The sequence below is a fragment of the Nocardioides sp. BE266 genome (assembly GCF_031457855.1).
Taxonomy (GTDB): domain Bacteria; phylum Actinomycetota; class Actinomycetes; order Propionibacteriales; family Nocardioidaceae; genus Nocardioides.
This window is the reverse complement of the sequence record NZ_JAURTI010000008.1, coordinates 157,760-172,907: the sequence shown is the minus strand read 5'-3', so window position 1 is coordinate 172,907 and position 15,148 is coordinate 157,760. Positions and strand designations below refer to the sequence as shown.

General features: G+C 73.6%; 15 protein-coding genes. 1 reads left to right on the top strand and 14 read right to left on the bottom strand.

Annotation, left to right across the window (positions count from 1 at the left end; all coding sequences use genetic code 11):
- Both J2X46_RS21120 and J2X46_RS21115 read right to left on the bottom strand, forming a co-directional pair.
- Positions 1–740 (bottom strand): DNA alkylation repair protein (locus J2X46_RS21120; protein WP_310254076.1); only part of this gene is annotated, 740 nt, incomplete at its 3' end.
- Positions 741–771: 31 nt separating this feature from the next.
- Positions 772–1,866, bottom strand: a complete 1,095-nt coding sequence (locus J2X46_RS21115) for a class I SAM-dependent methyltransferase (protein WP_310254074.1) — start codon at positions 1,864–1,866, stop codon at positions 772–774.
- A 114-nt stretch (positions 1,867–1,980) separates the two neighbouring features.
- On the opposite strand from J2X46_RS21115, the gene J2X46_RS21110 reads away from it, so the two are divergent.
- Positions 1,981–4,104: an alpha/beta fold hydrolase gene (locus J2X46_RS21110; protein ID WP_310254072.1), complete on the top strand. Its 2,124-nt coding sequence runs from the start codon at positions 1,981–1,983 to the stop codon at positions 4,102–4,104.
- Here J2X46_RS21110 and J2X46_RS21105 read toward each other — a convergent pair.
- The 12 genes from J2X46_RS21105 to J2X46_RS21050 all read right to left on the bottom strand — a co-directional run bounded on the left by J2X46_RS21105 (position 4,041) and on the right by J2X46_RS21050 (position 15,125).
- Positions 4,041–7,241 carry an AAA family ATPase gene (locus J2X46_RS21105; RefSeq protein ID WP_310254070.1) on the bottom strand — a complete coding sequence of 1,067 codons (3,201 nt, stop codon included), beginning with the start codon at positions 7,239–7,241 and terminating at the stop codon, positions 4,041–4,043. The genes J2X46_RS21110 and J2X46_RS21105 overlap by 64 nt on opposite strands.
- A gap of 41 nt (positions 7,242–7,282) precedes the next feature.
- Positions 7,283–7,663 (bottom strand): DUF3037 domain-containing protein, encoded by a 381-nt coding sequence (locus J2X46_RS21100; protein ID WP_310254069.1) that lies wholly within the window; start codon positions 7,661–7,663, stop codon positions 7,283–7,285.
- The gene (locus J2X46_RS21095; protein ID WP_310254068.1) at positions 7,660–8,433 is read right to left on the bottom strand and encodes a HipA family kinase; all 774 of its coding nucleotides are present in this window, start codon (positions 8,431–8,433) and stop codon (positions 7,660–7,662) included. Before J2X46_RS21095 ends, J2X46_RS21100 begins: the two co-directional genes overlap by 4 nt.
- A complete protein-coding gene (locus tag J2X46_RS21090) occupies positions 8,433–9,302 on the bottom strand; it encodes a PPK2 family polyphosphate kinase (protein ID WP_397215533.1) in 870 nt (289 codons plus the stop codon). The genes J2X46_RS21095 and J2X46_RS21090 overlap by 1 nt, the downstream gene beginning before the upstream one ends.
- Entirely contained in the window at positions 9,292–10,041 is a 750-nt protein-coding gene (locus J2X46_RS21085) for a GNAT family N-acetyltransferase (protein WP_310254064.1), read from the bottom strand. The genes J2X46_RS21090 and J2X46_RS21085 overlap by 11 nt, the downstream gene beginning before the upstream one ends.
- Before the next feature lie 6 nt (positions 10,042–10,047).
- On the bottom strand, positions 10,048–10,539 hold the full coding sequence (locus J2X46_RS21080; protein WP_310254063.1) for a phosphoribosyltransferase family protein: 492 nt from the start codon (positions 10,537–10,539) through the stop codon (positions 10,048–10,050).
- A 15-nt stretch (positions 10,540–10,554) separates the two neighbouring features.
- On the bottom strand, positions 10,555–11,283 hold the full coding sequence (locus J2X46_RS21075) for a regulatory protein RecX (protein WP_310254061.1): 729 nt from the start codon (positions 11,281–11,283) through the stop codon (positions 10,555–10,557).
- Complete coding sequence (gene recA, locus J2X46_RS21070) at positions 11,283–12,335, bottom strand: recombinase RecA (RefSeq protein WP_310254059.1); 1,053 nt, start codon at positions 12,333–12,335, stop codon at positions 11,283–11,285. Before recA ends, J2X46_RS21075 begins: the two co-directional genes overlap by 1 nt.
- A gap of 204 nt (positions 12,336–12,539) precedes the next feature.
- On the bottom strand, positions 12,540–13,796 hold the full coding sequence (locus J2X46_RS21065; RefSeq protein ID WP_310254057.1) for an MFS transporter: 1,257 nt from the start codon (positions 13,794–13,796) through the stop codon (positions 12,540–12,542).
- The gene (locus J2X46_RS21060) at positions 13,793–13,987 is read right to left on the bottom strand and encodes a DUF3046 domain-containing protein (protein ID WP_310254056.1); all 195 of its coding nucleotides are present in this window, start codon (positions 13,985–13,987) and stop codon (positions 13,793–13,795) included. Before J2X46_RS21060 ends, J2X46_RS21065 begins: the two co-directional genes overlap by 4 nt.
- Positions 13,984–14,601: a class I SAM-dependent methyltransferase gene (locus J2X46_RS21055; RefSeq protein WP_310254053.1), complete on the bottom strand. Its 618-nt coding sequence runs from the start codon at positions 14,599–14,601 to the stop codon at positions 13,984–13,986. Before J2X46_RS21055 ends, J2X46_RS21060 begins: the two co-directional genes overlap by 4 nt.
- The gene (locus J2X46_RS21050; protein WP_310254051.1) at positions 14,598–15,125 is read right to left on the bottom strand and encodes a DinB family protein; all 528 of its coding nucleotides are present in this window, start codon (positions 15,123–15,125) and stop codon (positions 14,598–14,600) included. Before J2X46_RS21050 ends, J2X46_RS21055 begins: the two co-directional genes overlap by 4 nt.
- Positions 15,126–15,148: the final 23 nt, after the last annotated feature.

Sequence of the window (15,148 nt, the reverse complement as noted above, 5' to 3'; positions counted from 1 at the left end):
GGGGCCCGCCGCACCCCCCCCCCTAGAGGGCCCGCGGGGGGGGCGGGCGGGGGGGGGGGGGGCGGGGGGGGGGGGGCGCGGGGGGGGGGGGGGGGGGGGGGGGGGGGCCGCCCCCCCCCCCCCCCCGCCGCGTCCGTCCGCGCGTGCTGGCGCAGCGCCCAGCCCAGCGCCTTGCGGATGAAGAACTCCTTGCCGAACGCCGTGTCGTCGAGGTTGGCGACGAGCACCCGCTCCAGCAGGTCGGTGTCGGTCGCGTCCTGGTGGTGGAGCTGCGCGATCATCGCCGTACGCCGGATCCAGAGGCTGTCGGCGTCGACCGACCACGCGTCCATCACCGGCGTGACGACCTCGCGGTGGTCGAGCAGCACCTGCCCGACGGGATGGGTGGCGGTCTCGTCGACGACGTCCCACCACGCACCCGTGCGCACGAGGTGCTCGAGCAGCGGCAGCAGGTCGGGGTCGAGCCACTGCCGGTAGGCGCGGTGCCGCAGCAGCGCGAGGGCCGCGTACCACTCCTCGCGGTGGGTGGCGTCGTCCCACAGCTCGAGGACGGCGTGCTCCCACTGGGCCCGGTCGATGAAGCGATGGTCGGTGAGGATCGGCCGGAGCAGGGCCCTGAGCTGCGGCGCGGCGAGGCCGACGTAGGGCAGCTCGGACTTCATGTAGGCGCGCTGCTGGGCGGCCCTGACCGGGTCCCCCTCCCCGGCCAGGGCCGCCCGCACCGCCCCCACGTAGGTCATGGCTCCATCGTGGCAGCCACCTCTGACACGGTCAGGGACGCGCCTCGTAGACGTGGTTGAACGGCGTCTCGGCCACCTTGCGGAACCGGGTGAAGCCGGCGTCGGTCACCACCTGGCGGATCGCGGCCTGGCCGGCCTGCGCGCCGAGGGCGTAGCCGCCCGGCTGGGAGACCGCGTTGGGCACGCAGAGGAACGTCGAGAAGCCGTAGAACACCCGGCCCACCGGGTTGAGGTTGTCGGCCACCGTGTCGCCGGCCGCGGGCTCGACGATCATCCAGGTGCCGTCGGGGGCCAGCGAGCGCCGGACGTGCTGCGCGGCCCCGAGCGGATCGCCCATGTCGTGCAGGCAGTCGAAGGTCGTGACCAGGTCGAGGTCGCGCTCGTCGAGCGTCTGCGCACCGGCCACGTCGAAGCGCACCCGGTCGCCGAGCCCCGCGGCGGCAGCCCGCTCGCGGGCGGACTCGATCGACCCCTGGTGGTAGTCCGAGCCCACGAAGCCGCTCGCCGGGAAGGCGTCGGCCATGAGGAGGGTGGAGGCGCCGTGCCCGCAGCCGAGGTCGGCCACGCGGGCGCCCCGCTCGAGCTTGGCCTGGACGCCCTCGAGCGCCGGGATCCACTCGGTGAGCAGGTGCATCAGGTAGCCGGGGCGGAAGAACCGCTCGCAGCCGGTGAAGACGTCCTCGTCGTGCTGGTGCCAGCCGTAGCCGGCGCCCGTGCGGAACGCCTGCTCGATCTCCGGACCCGCCTTGAGGGCCCCGAGCGCCAGCTCGAAGGCGCCGGGCAGGAAGACCGGTCCGGAGGGGTCGGTCAGCGCGAAGGCCTGCTCGGGGGTCATGGAGTACGTCGCGCTGCCGGCGTCGTACTGCACGTAGCCGCCGGCGGCCTGCCCACGCAGCCACTCGTCGACGTACCTCGGGTCGGTGCCGGTCCGCGTCGCGAGCTCGCGGGCGTCGGCCGGACCGGTGGCGAGCGCGCGGTAGAGGCCGAGCCGCTCGCCGAGCATGACGTTGCCGGCGCCGACCGTGGCGCCGAGGTCGCCGACGAACTTTCCGACGAACTCCATCAGCTGGTCCATGTCGATCGCCGGGGTCGCGTTCTCGTCGATGTTCTCTTCAACGGTGGTCATCTGGGTCTCCCTCGTGAGGGCATCTCGGGTGGATGCTGTGGGGAGACCGTGCTCCGGTGCGCTTGCGGAGCGATTGCAACGCCGCTGCAACCGGTCCGACGGAGGGTGGACGACGTGAGGGCACGGGAGCCGGACGAGCAGGGGTACGTCGAGCGCGCCGGGGTGCGCATCGGCTACGAGACGTTCGGCTTCGACGTGCCCGGCGCCGCAGACCGGCCGGTCGTGGTGTTCGTGCCGATCGACACGATCGTCCACAGCCGCGCGTGGAAGGGACAGGTCCCCTACCTCGCGCAGCACTACCGCGTCGTCACCATCGACCCCCGCGGCAACGGGCGCACCGACCGGCCGACCGTGTCCGCGGCCTACGACGACCTCGAGTTCGTCGAGGACACCGTCGCGGTGATGGACCACCTCGGCGTGGAGCGCGCGACCCTCGTGGGGATCTGCCTGAGCTCGTGGCACGCGGTCCTGGTCGCGCACCTCCACCCCGAGCGGGTGCAGGGAGTCGTCGCGGTCGGGCCGTGGGTCAAGGACGCGACGCCGCCGCACCCGTGGCGGCAGGAGGCCAAGGACGGCTTCGAGGAGGAGCGGGAGAGCTACGAGGGCTGGGGGCTGACCAACCGGCACGTCTGGCGCGACGACTGGCCGGCGTTCCCGCGCTTCTTCTTCGACCAGATGCTGCCCGAGCCGCACTCCACCAAGCAGCTCGAGGACGTGCTGGAGTTCGCCAACGAGACCTCCGGTGAGGTCATGCTCACCGCCGAGGACGGCGCCTACTACCCCGAGACCGTCGAGGAGGGCGAGCGGATCATGGCCGGCCTCACGGCCCCGGTGCTGGTGGTCCGCGGCACCGACGACCGCTGCCAGCCGCCTGGCCGGGCCGCGACCCTGGTCCGGCTGACCGATGCAGAGGAGGTCGTGATCGAGGGCGCCGGCCACCTGCCGATGGCGCGCCACCCGGTCGTGGTCGACCGGGCGATCAAGCGGTTCGTCGACCGGGTGAACGGGATCGCCCCGCCCCGACGTCGTACGCGTCGCGGGCGGCCGCGGGTGCTCTACCTCTCCTCGCCGATCGGCCTCGGCCACGTGCGGCGCGACCTCGCGGTGGCCGACGCGATGCGCGCGCAGCGGCCCGACCTCGAGGTCGAGTGGCTCACCCAGTCACCCGTCGCGGAGTTCCTCGAGAAGCGGGGCGAGTCGGTGCACCCGGCGTCGCGCCACCTGGCGAGCGAGTCGGGGCACTTCGAGGCCGAGTCGGGCGAGCACGACCTCCACGCCTTCGACGCCGTACGACGCATGGACGAGGTGCTGGTCAACAACTTCATGGTCTTCGACGACCTGGTCGAGCGTGAGCGGTTCGACCTCTGGGTCGGCGACGAGGCGTGGGACCTCGACCACTTCCTCCACGAGCACCCTTCCCTCAAGCGCGCGCCGTTCGTCTGGATGACCGACTTCGTCGGCTGGGTGCCGATGCCCGACGGGGGTGAACGGGAGGCGTTCCTCACCGCGGACTACAACGCCGAGATGGTCGAGCACGTCTCCCGCTCGCCCGGGCTCCGCGACCGGTCGGTCTTCGTCGGCGACCCCGACGACGTCGTGGACCTGCCGCTCGGCCCAGGCCTGCCGACCGCCCGCGCGTGGACCGAGCAGCACTTCGACTTCGCGGGCTACGTGATGGGCGAGCGGCCCGATCCCGGGCGGCGCGAGGAGCTGCGGGAGCGGCTCGGCTACCGGCCCGACGAGGTGGTGTGCCTGGTCTCCGTCGGCGGCTCGGGCGTCGGCCACCACCTGCTGAGGCGGGTCGCGGCGGCGTACGGCCCCGCGTCCCGCCGGATCGACGGGCTGCGGATGGTCGTGGTCACCGGCCCGCGCATCGACCGCGCCGCCCTCGACCTCCCCGACGGCGTCGAGGTTCACGGCTTCCTGCCCGAGCTCGACCTCCACCACGCCGCCTGCGACGTCGCGGTCGTGCAGGGCGGGCTCAGCACGACCATGGAGCTGACCGCGGCCCGACGGCCGTTCCTCTACGTCCCGCTCGAGCACCACTTCGAGCAGCAGGTGCACGTGCGCCACCGGCTCACCCGGCACGGCGCCGGACGGGCGCTGTCGTACGCCGACACGGACCCGGACCGGATCGCCGAGGAGCTGGTGGCCGCGCTGGCGCAGCCGGTGGACTACCTGCCCGTCCCGTCGGACGGCGCCGAACGGGCGGCCCGGCTGGCGCTCGAGGCGCTCTGACCGACCTCGCCAGCGATCGCCTCCACACGCTGCCGCAGGGCCGGCCACGACTCGGTGGTCGCCTCGCGCAGGGGGGCGATCAGGCGTGCGGCCTCTGCGTCGTCGCCGCGCACCTTGGCCGCACCCGCGAGCAGCAGGTAGGCGTCCGCCCCCATCACCCACGCCCGGCCCGGCGGGCAGTCGACCTCCGCGAGCGCGTCGGTGGCGCCGCGGGTCAGCTCCCCGGTCACGGCCGCCAGCGCCGACGCGCAGAGCAGCCGGCCCGGCCGCGCGGTGCCGCTCAGTGCAGCCAGCCCTGCGCGGGCGACCGACTCGGCCTCGTCGATGTCGCCGGTCTGCAGCAGGGTCGCGGCCAGGAGACCCGCCGCCCAGGAGTGCCACCACGGGTGGTCGACGGCCGACGTGGCCTCGACCGACAGCCGTCCGAGGCGGCGTGCGTCAGGCAGGTCACCGGCGAGCCGCGCGACCCAGCCCTCGTAGGCCTGGAGGTAGCCGGCGTAGGCCGGGAACCCGCTGCGGCGGTTGAGGTCGCGGGCGTCCTCGAGCAGCGCACGGGCTCCGTCCCAGTCGTCGCGCGCCGCCGGCACGAACGCCGACTCGAAGACCACCCACTGGAGCAGCCAGGGGTCCTGCCGCTCCCGCACCAGCGGCTCGAGCTCCTGCACGGCGCCGGCCAGGGTGGGGGCGTCGCCGAGGTGCCAGGCGACCGTCTTGAGGCCGTCGAGCGCCAGGACCACGCCGTCCGTCGACCCCGAGGCGCGGGCCCGCGCGAGCGCCCGGGCCGCCCGGTCGCTGGCGTCGACGAGCCTGAGCCGGCTCGCCTCCAGCACCGTGAGGCGACACGCGAAGTCGGCCTCGGCACGACGGTCACCCAGCTCGGCGGCGAGGCGTACACCGTCCTCGAGCGGCCCCAGCAGCTCGTCGGCCTGGATCTGCGCCCCGACGGCCGCGTCACCCCCGCGCGCCCGGAGCGCGGCGAGCTCGAGCCGACGCTCCCCGATGCTGCGGGCCCACGCGAGGGCCGCGTCGATGTCCTGGATGGCCGCCGACCAGCTCATCCCCGCCTCGTGCACGCGCCCGCGGACCAGCAGCGCGCGGGCCCGCATCTCCCCGGCCAGCCCCGGCACGGCCAGGCAGCGCTCGACGAGGGTCCGGGCGTCCTCGACGGCCGCGCGCCGCAGCGCCTCCTCGCCTGCCAGTAGCCAGCCCCGGGCGGCGCGGGCGTCGTCGCCCAGGGCGTGCGCGTGGGCCGCCATGACCTCGGGGCGGTCGCTGGTCAGGTCGGCGGCACGCCGGTGGTAGACCGCCGCGACCGCCTCCGGCAGCGCGGCGTACACGCACTCCTGGAACAGGTCGTTGGCGAACTCGTAGACCGCGCCGCTGCGCACGAAGAGGCCGACGCGGGTGAGCTCCTCGCCGTGGCGGGTGGCCGCGAGCTCGGACACCTCGGTGAGCGCGGCCAGCAGGCGCGGGTCGAGGCGGCGGCGCAGCACGGCGCCGGCCTCCACCACGGACCGCGACTCCGGTCCGAGCCGCTCCACCCGCGCCAGCACGCCCTGCGCCAGCGACGCCGGCACACCGGTGTCCCCGCTGCCGAGCGCGCGCAGGCACTCGACGACGCTCAACGTGTGCCCGGCGGTGCGCGCCATCACCTGGTCGCCGTGGGAGGCCAACCCGACCGCGGTGGCCAGCGCCTCGACCGCCTCCGGCCCGAGCGGCCCGAGCTGCACCCGCCGGGCGCGGTCGCCGAGGCGCTCCGCGACAGTCGGGTCCTCGCTGCGGACGGCCGCCACGAGCAGGACCCGGGCCGTGGCCACCTGACGGGCGAGGTAGCCGAGGAGGTCGACGGTGGCGGCGCCCGCGTCCTGGAGGTCGTCGAGCACGAGCACCACCGGGCGGGCAGCAGAGAGCCGGCGCAGGGTCACGGCCACGGCGTCGTACGTCGCCCGGCGCTGGAGGTCGCGGTCGGCCGGGAGCGCGGGGGCACCGGGGAGCACGCCCGCGAGGTCGGGGACGAGGGAGACCCAGGCGGCCTCGTGGTCGCGCACGGTCGCGGCCAGCTGGTCGCGCTGCAGGCCGGCGAGGGCCGGGCGCAGCGAGTCGACGTAGGGCTGGAGGAAGAGCGAGCGCTCGGCGGGGTGGCACCGGCCGCGCAGGACGAGCCCGCCCGTCGTCGTACCCAGGTCGGCGACGGCGTCGAGGAGCCGGGTCTTGCCGATCCCGCCCTCCCCCACGACGAGCACGAGGTCCGAGCCGTCCCCGGCGACCGTCGCCGCCCACGCCTCGCGGACGAGCGCGAGCTCCTCGTCGCGCCCGACCAGGCCTGCGCGCTCCGCGTCCTGCCGCGGTCGGGGCGGGGTCGGGGCCGCCTCGGCACGCGGGTCGGTCTCGCGGAGCAGCGCGAGGTGCAGGTCGGACGTGGCACGGTCCGGGTCGGTGCCCAGGTCCTCGCGCAGGGTGCGCGCCAGCCGGTCGTACGCCGTCAGCGCCGCGGCGACCTGGCCGTCTGCCGCCAGCGCGCGCATCAGGTCACGCACCGCGCGCTCGTCGTAGGCGTCGGCGGCGCTGCCCTCGCTCGCGACCCGGACCGCCGCGGCCGGGTCGAGCTCGAGGAGCGCCGTGACGCGGTGGTGCCGCGCCGTACGACGCAGACCCGCCACCTCGTCGCGCACCTGCAGCACCCAGTCGTCGTCGGCCTCGTCGAGCAGCGCCGGCTCGCTGCCCAGCTGGTCGAGGGCCGCCGCGGCCGCGGACTCGGCAAGTGCATGCTCACCCGCGGCCAGGCGCCCGGCGGCCTCCGCCACCCACTGCTCGGCCTCCACCAGGTCGAGCGACCAGGTGCCGCCGAGGGCATACGCGCCCGGCATCCCCTCGACCAGCGCTGTCCCCAGGGTGCGGCGCACCCGGCTCACGAGCGTCGCGACGTTGGCCGCCGGGTCGGCCGGCGGGCCCTCTGGCCAGAGCGCCTCGACGATGCGGTCCGTGGCCACCGGACGGCCGCGCGCGGCGGCCAGCAGGGCGAGCAGCGTGCGTGCCTTCCGGCTGCCGAGCTCACGTCCCGAGCGCGCGCCGTCGCCCGGGTCCACGGCGAGCGTGGACGACAGTCGGAGCCGGACGACGCCGCCGGGCGGGTTCACCCGTGCAGTATCCGCCGAGCCAGCGGCTCCCCCGCAAGGGCTCAGCCGACCAGCCGCTCCCGCAGGTGCTCGAGCTGTCGCGCCGGGTCGTCGGTGACACCACCGTGGACCGGACCGGGCTGCAGCACCGTGCTGCGGGGGGCCTTGAGGAAGCCGAAGCGCTGGCCGAGCGACTGGCGCGCGGCCTCACCCGCGCGCTCGTCACCCCGGCAGACCAGGTCGACGAAGGCCAGCGAGTCGCAGACCTGGTCGACGTCGATGGCGGCGTCGAGCGCGCGGAGCCGGTCGGCGTCGACGTTCCACATCACGTCGAGGAAGTCCGCGGACTGGCAGTGCAGCACGACCCCGACGTTGAGGAACTCCTCGCGATCGGGCCGCGGGACGCAGCGCAGGACGACGTACTGGTAGGCCATCCGGCTCATGACGCACCCCCCGGCAGCCACTGGCGCGTGCCGAGACGGGCGTCGAGGAAGTCGACGTACGCCGCCCGGAGCGCGTCGGGCGTCTCCGCTCCGGGTACGGGCTCCAGCCACACGTCGGGCACCGCGGCGACGACCTCCGTGAAGACGTCGCGGTCGAGCACGGCGGAGATCTCGTCGTCCAGCTCCTGGGCGCGGGCCGCGCACGTCTCGAACACGTGGCCGTCGACGTCCCACGGCTGGGCGGCGAACCGCGCGGGATCCGTGACCCCCGATCGCCAGCCGTGGTGGAAGTAGAGCGAGGCGCCGTGGTCGATGACCCAGAGGTCGCCGTGCCACACCAGCAGGTTGGGGTTGCGCCAGGAGCGGTCGACGTTGGCGGTGAAGGCGTCGAGCCAGAGCACCCGGGCACCCTCCTCGTCCGCGGCGCTGACCTGTCCGTCGACGCCGAAAGAGCCCGGCAGGAAGTCGATGCCGAGGTTGGGCCCGACGCTCGCGTTGAGCAGGTCCTGCACCTCCTCGTCGGCCTCGTAGCGGGCGAGCTCGGGGTCGAGGTCGAGGACCACGAGCCGCGGTGTGCGCAGGCCGAGGCGCGTGGCCAGCTCGCTGACGATGACCTCGGCGACGAGGACCTTCGCGCCCTGGCCGGCGCCGCGGAACTTGCACACGTAGGTGCCCAGGTCGTCGCCCTCGACGACGCCGGGCAGGCTGCCGCCCTCGCGCAGCGGCGTGACGTAGCGGGTGACGGTCACCAGCGGAAGAGCAGTGGACATCACTGGACGGGAGACTCCTCGTCGAGCCGCGCCTGCTGCTCCGCGACGTCGAAGTCGGCGGCCGGCCACTGGAGGTCGAGGCCGCGAAGGGTGCCGAGCAGCAGCTGGCCGATGGCGAGGTTGCGGAACCACTTCTTGTCCGACGGCACGACGTGCCACGGCGCGACGTCGGTGTTCGTGCGCTCCAGCGCGACCTCGTACGCCTCGCGGTAGGCCGGCCACAGCGCACGCTCGTCGAGGTCGCCGGGGTTGAACTTCCAGTGCTTCTCCGGGTTGGCCAGCCGCTCGGCCAGCCGCGCCTTCTGCTCGTCGGCGCTGATGTGGAGCATGCACTTGATGATCGAGACGCCCTGGCCGGCCAGGCGGGCCTCGAAGTCGTTGATCGCGCCGTAGCGACGCTCGATCTCGTCGGGCTCGGCGAAGCCACGCACCCGCGCGATCAGCACGTCCTCGTAGTGCGACCGGTCGAAGACCCCGACGTAGCCGGCGGCGGGCAGGCCCTTCTCGATGCGCCACAGGAAGTCGTGGGCGCGCTCCTCCTCGGTCGGCGCCTTGAAGCTCGTGATGCGCACGCCCTGCGGATCGACCAGGCCGATGGTGTGGCGCAGCACGCCTCCCTTGCCACTGGTGTCCATGCCCTGGAGCACGAGGAGCACGCGCCGCTCGGAGCCGGCGGTCCGCTCCGCCCAGAGCCGTTCCTGCAGGTCGGAGAGCTCGTCGCCCATCGCGAGGAGCGCTGCCTCGCCGTCGCTCTTCTTCCCGTCGAAGCCGGGAGCGGCGTCGGTGTCGATCGCGGTCAGGTCGACCGGTCCCGCGGGCAGGCGCAGGTGGGCGGCGATGTCGTCCGTCATGGGCACATCATGGCGCACGGTGCGGGGCGACCGGACCGAGGACGCGGGCCACGTCGAGGGTGCAGCCGACCACCGTCGAGGTCGTGCCGTCGCGCTGCGGCTCGTCGAACCAGGTGCCCTGCCGGAAGCCGGTCTTGTCGAGGATCCGCAACGACGCCGCGTTGGCGTGGTCCGGGGCGGCGAAGTACGCCGTCACGTCCGGGAAGCGCTGCCGCGCATTCTGCATCCACGTCCAGAGCACCCGCGCGCCCAGGCCGCGGCCGGCCCACTCCGGTTCGCCGATGGCGTAGTCGAGTCCGACGGCACCGGGGTCCGGCGTCAGCAGCGCGAACTGCGGGTAGTCCCGGATCCGGTAGTCCTGCACGAAGCCGATGGAGCGGCCGTTGACTTCGACGACCCACATCCGGGTCGGGGTCCGGCCGTCGACGCGCGGGCCGTACGACGTCGCCACCCGCTCCGGGGTCGGCTCGCCGTCGTGGTGCCACCACCGGCGTACGTGCGGCGCCTGCAGCCACCGAGCCAGCACTGGGAGGTCGCCGGGCACCATCGCCCGCAGGTCGATGCGCTGGTCGGGCTCGACCGCGAAGCGCAGCGGGTCGCCGGACAGGTCGTCTGCCACCGGCTCCCCGCCAGCCGTCGCGGACACCCGCGCGGCCGCCTCCGCCCACGACTCGCCGGGTCGCACGCTGCCGGTCAGCTCTCGGTCGCCGTGGCGGACGACGAGGGCAGGTCCGGCGCTGCCGTCGTGCTCAGGCACGCGTGCTCAGTGGGCCAGGGCGTCCGGGTCGACGACCGGCGGCAGCACCGACCACGGGAAGTCGATCCACCGCTCCGTGAGCCGCCAGGCGTAGTCGGGCTTGATCACCGACTGTGGCTTCTCGTAGATCACCACGGTGCGGGCCTCGGCGACGGTGCCTTCACAGAACTCGTGGACCAGCTCGAGGGTGCGTCCGGTGTCGGCGACGTCGTCGGCGATGAGCACCTTGAGGCCGGAGAGGTCCACCGCAGCAGGCGTCGGCGGAAGCATGATCGGGACGTCGAGGCGCTGGTCGACGCCGGTGTAGAACTCGACGTTGATCACTGAAAGGTTCTTCACCGCGAGCGCGTAGCCCAGGCCCATGCCGAGGCCGAGCCCGCCGCGGGCGATCGAGAGGATCATGTCGGGCTGGAACCCGGAGTCGGCGACCGCCTGCGCCAGCTCACGCGTGGCCGTGCCGAACAGCTCGTAGGTGAGGACCTCGCGCTCGTTGCTCACGGATCCATCCAACCACTAGAAGTCGGGGTGGTCGCCGATGCCGTCGTCGGCCTCACCAGCGTCGGCGAGCGCCTCGCGGACGACGGAGAACGCCAGCCCGGCGGCGTAGCCCTTGCGGGCGAGGAGGCCAGCCAGCCTGCGGGTCGCGACCTGCGGGTCGAGGCCTCGCATCGAGCGCAGCTTCTTGTCGACCAGCGCCCGGGCCGCGTCACGCTGGTCGGACTCGTCGATCTGCTCGAGCGCCTCGGCCGCGTCGTCGTCGCCCACGCCCTTGCGGCGCAGCTCCTGCTTGAGCGCCCGGGGCGCCAGGCCACGGCTGCGGTGCCGGCTCTCCACCCACTGGCGGGCGAAGGCCGCGTCGTCGATCAGGCCGACCTCGGTGAACCGGTCGAGCAGGCCCTTCGCGAGGTCGTCGGGGACCCCACGCTTTGCCAGCTTGTCGGCGAGCTCCTGACGGGTGCGCGCCTGGCCGGTCAGCGTGTCGAGCAGGATCTTGCGGGCGACTGCCTCGGGGTCGGCCTCGACCTCGGCGGCCGCGGCCTCCTCGCGCGCGACGCGGGCGGCCTCGCGCTCCTCCCACGTCCGACGAGGCTTCTTCTTGCCCGACCGGCCCGACCTCCCGGCCGACCGCGTAGCGGGCCGGCTCGGCTCGTCCGGCGTGGGCAGGGGCTTGCCCCCCACCCACGCCTGGACGCCGAGGCCGACGTCACCGGCCCATTCGGGGGCCGGGCGGGACTCCGACATCAGAAGTCGTTGACCCCGATGGGCTCGTCGCTCAGGTCGTCGGCGGGCTTGTCGACGGCGGGCGTCACGCCCAGCTTCTCGAGGATGAGCTTCTCGATCTCGTTGGCGAGGTCGGGGTTGTCGCGCAGGAAGTTGCGCGAGTTCTCCTTGCCCTGGCCGAGCTGGTCGCCCTCGTAGGTGTACCAGGCGCCGGCCTTGCGGATGATGCCCGCCTCGACGCCGACGTCGATCAGACCGCCCTCGCGGCTGATGCCCTTGCCGTACATGATGTCGAACTCGGCCTGCTTGAACGGCGGGGCCACCTTGTTCTTCACGACCTTGACGCGGGTGCGGTTGCCGACCATGTCGGTGCCGTCCTTGAGCGTCTCGATGCGGCGCACGTCGAGGCGCACCGAGGAGTAGAACTTCAGTGCGCGACCACCGGTCGTGGTCTCGGGCGAGCCGAACATGACGCCGATCTTCTCGCGCAGCTGGTTGATGAAGATGGCGGTCGTGCCGGAGTTGTTGAGGGCACCGGTCATCTTGCGCAGCGCCTGGCTCATCAGGCGGGCCTGGAGGCCGACGTGGCTGTCGCCCATCTCGCCCTCGATCTCGGCGCGCGGCACCAGGGCGGCGACGGAGTCGATGACGATCAGCGACAGGGCGCCGGAGCGGATCAGCATGTCGGCGATCTCGAGCGCCTGCTCACCGGAGTCGGGCTGGGAGACCAGCAGGGCGTCGGTGTCGACACCGAGGGCCTTCGCGTAGTCGGGGTCGAGCGCGTGCTCGGCGTCGATGAAGGCGACGATGCCGCCGGCTGCCTGGGCGCTGGCCACCGCGTGGAGGGCGACCGTCGTCTTTCCGGAGGACTCCGGACCGTAGATCTCGACCACGCGGCCGCGCGGCAGGCCGCCCAGGCCGAGGGCCACGTCGAGGGCGATCGACCCCGTGGGGATCACCTCGAGCGGGGCACGCGTCTCGTCGCCCAGTCGCATGACCGAGCCCTTGCCGAACTGCTTCTCCACCTGTGCGAGGGCGGCGTCGAGTGCCTTCTCGCGGTCTGCACCAGCCATTGCGGTGTCCCGTCTTCTCGTCGTTGTGTGAGGTACTTCTCCGACGCTAGGGCGAGCCACTGACAGTCCCTGATCAGGACGGTCTGACGCTGTGGACAACCTCGCCCCTCGTCGTACCTGTGGACGCACAGTAGCCCGAACAGGTGTTCGATGGCGCGTACGACACCGGCGTGTCGCGGGCGTGTTGCGAGGGACCTGACGGGGTCAGTCCCGAGCGCGGACGAACACTCCCGCTGCCACCACGGTGAGCGCCAGGAGCTCGGCGAAGACCGACAGCGCGGAGTAGCCCAGCCAGCCCACGATCACGCCGGCCAGCGCTCCTCCGCCGGCGGCGGTCAGCGCCATCGCCATGTCGGACGTGCCCTGCACGTCGGTGCGGGCACTGATCGGCGTCCGGTCGGCGATGACGGTCGAGGCGGCCACCGTGGCGAAGGACCAGCCGAGGCCGAGCAGGAAGAGACCGGAGGTGATCTCCCACGACGTGCCGTCCGGCGACACGGCGCACAGCGTGAGCGCCACCAGCAGCAGCACCCCGCCCGCGACGAGGACGGGACTGCGACCGAACCGGTCGGCCGCCCACCCGACGAGCGGCGAGAAGGCGAACATGCCGAGCACGTGGATCGAGATCACGAAGCCGATGATCTCGAGATGCGCGCCGCCGTGCTCCATGTGGAGCGGCGTCATGATCATCACGGTGACCATCGCCGCGTGGGCGCACGCCATGCCGACCACCGCTGCCCCGACGGCCGGCACCTCGCGCACGACCTCGGTGAAACGCTCCCACGACCGGCCGCGGGGCTGGACGCCGACCGTGGGAGACACTCCCGCCGCGGCCTGGGCCACGAGGAGCGGGTCGGGACGCAGCCGCACCCACACCCAGCCCGCGGTGAGGACGAGCACGACGGCGCCGATGGCGAAGCCGCCGGTGAGCTCGGGGATGCCGAGGGACCGGCCGGCCGCTCCCCCGACGCCCACCAGGTTGGGCCCCGCGACGGCTCCGATCGTGCTGGCCCACACCACGAGGGACAGCGCGCGTGCGCGGTGCGCCTCGGTCGCGAGGTCGGTCGCGGCGTAGCGCGAACCGGTGTTGACCGCGGTGGTCGCACCGAGGAGCAGGGAGCCGAGCAGCAGCACGGGCATCGAGTCGACGACGCCCGCCACCACCGCGAGCACGGCGCCGGTGGCACCCATCAGGTAGCCGGTGACGAGCCCGACGCGGCGGCCGCGTCGCCCCATCACCCGCGCCAGGCCGTAGGCCGCTGCCGCCGTGCCGAGCACCTGGAAGGTCTGCGCGAGCCCGGCCATCGTGTCGCTGCCTGTGATGTCGCGCGCGAGGAGCGAGGACGTCGTGACGCCGATCGTCACTCCGACGGCACCGACGGCCTGGGAGACCAGCAGCGTGCGGACGGTGTTGCGCTGGACGGCCTCGATGTCGAGGGCGGCCTCGGTGCCCGCGCTCACCGCTCGCTGTCCGGCAGCTCGAGCTGGCGCCACACGGCCGCCCACACCTGCTTCGGGGGCACGCCGGCGGCCAGCGCCTCCTGGGTCGTGCGGCCCTCGAGGTCGCGCACCACGGTCAGCTCGGCCCACGTGCGGGAGTAGTCACGCCCCAGCACGTGGTCGAGCCGGGCCCAGAACTCGGTGTGCCTCATCGCTGCATCGAACCACGGACCGCCGACAGCTCGAGCCACGTCTCCCCGCGCGTGCCGGGCACGCCCGAGCGGATCGCGACGTCGGACCATCCCGAGGACGCGACGACGTCCTCGAGGGCGGGCGCCTGCCAGTAGGTGAAGTGGCGCGGGTGGCTGATCGAGCCGTGGGTCGACCACCCCTCGCCGTCGCCCTCCTTCAGCGAGACGCGGAGGACCCCGCCGTCCCGCGTCACGTCCGCGAGCCGCGCCAGCACCGTCGGGAGGTCGGCCCGGTCGACGTGGAGCAGGGAGGCGTTCGCCCAGACGGCGTCGTACGGCCCCTCGGGCGAGGACAGGTCGTCGACGAGCGGGTCGAGGAGGTCGGCGGCATGGCCCTGCTCGCGGAGCAGCGCGACGAAGGCGGGCGTGATGTCGGTACGCCGCACGACGAGGCCGAGCTCCTCCAGCAGCGCGGCGTCGCGTCCGCCGCCCGAGCCGATCTCGAGCACACGTGCTCCCGTGCCGAGGCGTTCGACGAACTCCTCGATGTCGGCGCGCACGGAGTCAGGCATGACCGGGGACGCCTCGACGTAGGCGACGGCGTCGAGGTCGTACGCCTTGACGGTGTCGTTCATGTGTCGAGCGCCCCGACGTCGTGCAGGTGGTGGACCACGTCGTGGAGGTGGTAGCTGCCCAGCGACTCCACCGAGAACTGGTCGCCGTTGGACCTCGTGCCGCGTCGCGAGCTCGTCTCGTCGGTGACGGACGCGTAGATCCCCGCGACGGTCCCGGCGCCCTCGATCAGCGCGACCGCGACCTCGGCGGGGTCCTGGGCCGGGTAGTCGCGCTCCAGCGCCGTGGCGTCCTGGTCCCAGTTCGCGAAGGTCGGCGCGTCCTCGTCGAGCATCAGCCGCAGCCGTTCGGCGAAGAGCTCGTGGACGTCGCGCACGTGGCAGGCATACTCCAGCGGCGACCACACGTCCGGCGCCGGCCGCTCGCGGACGTCGGCACGTGCCAGCACGTCCGACCAGGTCATCGCCGTGTCGTGGACGAGCCGCGGCAGGTCGCCGAGGCCCTGCGCGGCGGGGTCGAAGCCGCAGTCCGGGCACGGACGGTCCAGGACCCACGTCCAGTCCTTGGTGTCGGGCGTGATGCTCATGGCCGCCATCCAACCAGTCGTCC